Origin of the sequence: Silvania hatchlandensis (assembly GCF_025564065.1) — a bacterium.
In the GTDB taxonomy this organism is placed as follows: domain Bacteria; phylum Pseudomonadota; class Gammaproteobacteria; order Enterobacterales; family Enterobacteriaceae; genus Enterobacter; species Enterobacter hatchlandensis.
This window is the reverse complement of the sequence record NZ_JAMGZK010000027.1, coordinates 1-1,314: the sequence shown is the minus strand read 5'-3', so window position 1 is coordinate 1,314 and position 1,314 is coordinate 1. Positions and strand designations below refer to the sequence as shown.

Annotated in this window: 2 tRNA genes and 2 rRNA genes; all 4 read right to left on the bottom strand. The window is 50.7% G+C overall.

The features are described from left to right. Nucleotides 1-351 (bottom strand): 23S ribosomal RNA (locus M8014_RS00155); the annotation flags it as partial. 205 nt (nucleotides 352-556) lie between these two features. After that, nucleotides 557-632 (bottom strand) — tRNA-Ala (locus tag M8014_RS00150). A gap of 108 nt (nucleotides 633-740) precedes the next feature. Further along, nucleotides 741-817 (bottom strand) — tRNA-Ile (locus M8014_RS00145). A gap of 71 nt (nucleotides 818-888) precedes the next feature. After that, nucleotides 889-1,314: ribosomal RNA gene (locus M8014_RS00140) — 16S ribosomal RNA — on the bottom strand; the annotation flags it as partial.

The following is a 1,314-nucleotide window of genomic DNA, read 5'->3' as shown; positions in this document are numbered from 1 at the left end:
TGCATTTTTGTGTACGGGACTATCACCCTGTACCGTCGGACTTTCCAGACCGTTCCACTAACACACATGCTGATTCAGACTCTGGGCTGTTCCCCGTTCGCTCGCCGCTACTGGGGGAATCTCGGTTGATTTCTTTTCCTCGGGGTACTTAGATGTTTCAGTTCCCCCGGTTCGCCTCATGCCACTATGTATTCATGACATGATAGTGCAACGGATTGCACTGGGTTTCCCCATTCGGGTATCGCCGGGTCAAAGGTTCATATCACCTCGCCGACGCTTATCGCAGATTAGCACGCCCTTCATCGCCTCTGACTGCCAGGGCATCCACCGTGTACGCTTAGTCGCTTAACCTCACAACCCGAAGCTGTTTCGTAAAACAGTTCGTGTCGTGAAAATTTGAGAGACTCGAACACACCGCTTATCTGCTCTTATTACGGAGAGCAGACACAGTGTGTCGTTTCAATTTTCAGCTTGATCCAGATTTTTAAAGAGCAAAACTTCGCAGCGCACCTTCTCAGGTACACTCTGAAGTTTTCTTGTTATCGCAGTAAAAGGATGGTGGAGCTATGCGGGATCGAACCGCAGACCTCCTGCGTGCAAGGCAGGCGCTCTCCCAGCTGAGCTATAACCCCATCGTAAGACTAATCTCTCTACCGGTAATTCAGACTGAGACAAGGCGCGGAAGGGCGAAGCATACTGAAGTATGCGAGTCGTTTCACAACGCAGTATCAGGATGAATTTGGTAGGCCTGAGTGGACTTGAACCACCGACCTCACCCTTATCAGGGGTGCGCTCTAACCACCTGAGCTACAAGCCTGGAGAGATTTTTTACTGCTACTTTTTCATCAGACAATCTGTGTGGACACTACAAAGGCAGGTTCTTTAAGGTAAGGAGGTGATCCAACCGCAGGTTCCCCTACGGTTACCTTGTTACGACTTCACCCCAGTCATGAATCACAAAGTGGTAAGCGCCCTCCCGAAGGTTAAGCTACCTACTTCTTTTGCAACCCACTCCCATGGTGTGACGGGCGGTGTGTACAAGGCCCGGGAACGTATTCACCGTAGCATTCTGATCTACGATTACTAGCGATTCCGACTTCATGGAGTCGAGTTGCAGACTCCAATCCGGACTACGACATACTTTATGAGGTCCGCTTGCTCTCGCGAGGTCGCTTCTCTTTGTATATGCCATTGTAGCACGTGTGTAGCCCTACTCGTAAGGGCCATGATGACTTGACGTCATCCCCACCTTCCTCCAGTTTATCACTGGCAGTCTCCTTTGAGTTCCCGGCCGAACCGCTGGCAACAAAGGAT